Annotated in this window: 1 protein-coding gene; it reads left to right on the forward strand. The window is 59.4% G+C overall.

Annotation, left to right across the window (positions count from 1 at the left end; all coding sequences use genetic code 11):
* A partial coding sequence (locus tag BGO16_RS06145; RefSeq protein WP_292617711.1) for a porin occupies positions 1–926 on the forward strand: 926 nt, incomplete at its 5' end.
* Positions 927–1,595: the final 669 nt, after the last annotated feature.

The following is a 1,595-nucleotide window of genomic DNA, read 5'->3' on the forward strand; positions in this document are numbered from 1 at the left end:
CGAACACGGGCGTGAACCAGTTCACCTATACCGCGGAGTTCGGCGACGGCGTGTCCGCCTCGGTCGGTGTGCAGGATCCGAGCGCGTATTACCAGCCCGGCATTTCCAACCTCGCCACTGCGACGCAAGGCAACTTCGGCTACGGCGCCAGCGCCTATGGCGGGACGACCGTTCCGGACATCGTCGGCCAGCTCCGCGTCGATCAGGCGTGGGGCCTGTTCCAGGCATCGGTCGCGGCCCACGACAACAATCCCGCTTACTACGGCGCCGCGCAAACAAGCGGCGGACCCGGAGGCAAGTGGGGCTGGGCTGGTCAGCTCGCCCTGTCGATCAAGAATATCCCGACCGGGCCGGGTGACACGATCAACCTTCAAGGCGTCTACACCAACGGCGCGACCCGTTACAACATCCAGGATCAGGCCTCTCCGGCGAGCGCTGCCACGATCTTTTCTGACGTGACCGGCGTTGGATATGGCTTTGCGCCGGATTCGGTGTATGGCCCGGGCGGATCGCTCCAGCTGGTCTCGACCTGGGGCATGCGTGGCGGTTTCAACCACAACTGGAATCCATACTGGAGCAGTTCGGTTTTCGGCGCCTACGCATCGGTGCGATACACCGGTGCCGCCAAAGCTGCGATGTGCGGCGTCGGCGGCACGGTCCATACCCTGATTGGTGCGGGCGCGGGTGGGAACATCACCGTTTGCAATCCGGACTACAACATCGGTCAGGTCGGTGCGAACCTCCGCTGGACTCCGGTCAAGAACCTGACGTTCACAACGGAAGCGGTTTACACAATGTTGGATCAGAAGTACGACGGCGTCGCGGCTCTTGCTGCCAACACTGGCATCGGCAAGCCTGCGGGTCACTATACCCTGAAGGATCAGGACACCTGGACCGTCATGCTCCGCGCACAGCGCAACTGGTAACATCAGGCTATCGACATCCTGACACGAAGCCCCGGCAATAAACTGCCGGGGTTTTGTTTGCCGGCGAGGAGGAGATCGGTGGCGCGTTTTCTAAACGGCTTCTTCGATCGCTGTATCGCAGTTGGATAACTGCAGCACAATCATTCCGTAGGTACGATTTTTCGAGGTGCATATCCATGACGGTCGCGAGCTTCGCCTAATGATTCAATGTGGGTGAATTCATTCAAGCCCGCTACGTACCCATCGACCAAGCCTTACGCGTTGTCCTTGAGCAGGCTTCGGAGCATCGTTCTGCAGGTTGAAACGTTGGCCATTGACATCGATCGAGCGGATGGTGGTGCGCCCTACGGCTCCCCAGTACGATCGGCCATGACGCGGCGGAGCCCGGAAGCAGGGTCTGTCGTGATCTCACATTGACGATATTCAGGACGCACAGCCTCGCATCCGCGAGAACGACAGTCAGTCACATTGTATATGCTCATATATATCGTATAGGATTGTGCGCCGGCTAACCTCTCCGGCACGAGGCTGCCGGTCTTTCTCTTGATGCCCCCGTCAGACCGGCAGCCTCATGATTACGCTCTAGGGTCGAGACTCAATTGATCCACCAAGTCAGGGTAGCGGCCAAGAGGATTGTAGAGAGGAAGATATCGGCCCGCTTGTCATAGC

The organism is Nitrobacter sp. 62-23 (assembly GCF_001897285.1).
Classification (GTDB): Bacteria; Pseudomonadota; Alphaproteobacteria; order Rhizobiales; family Xanthobacteraceae; genus Nitrobacter.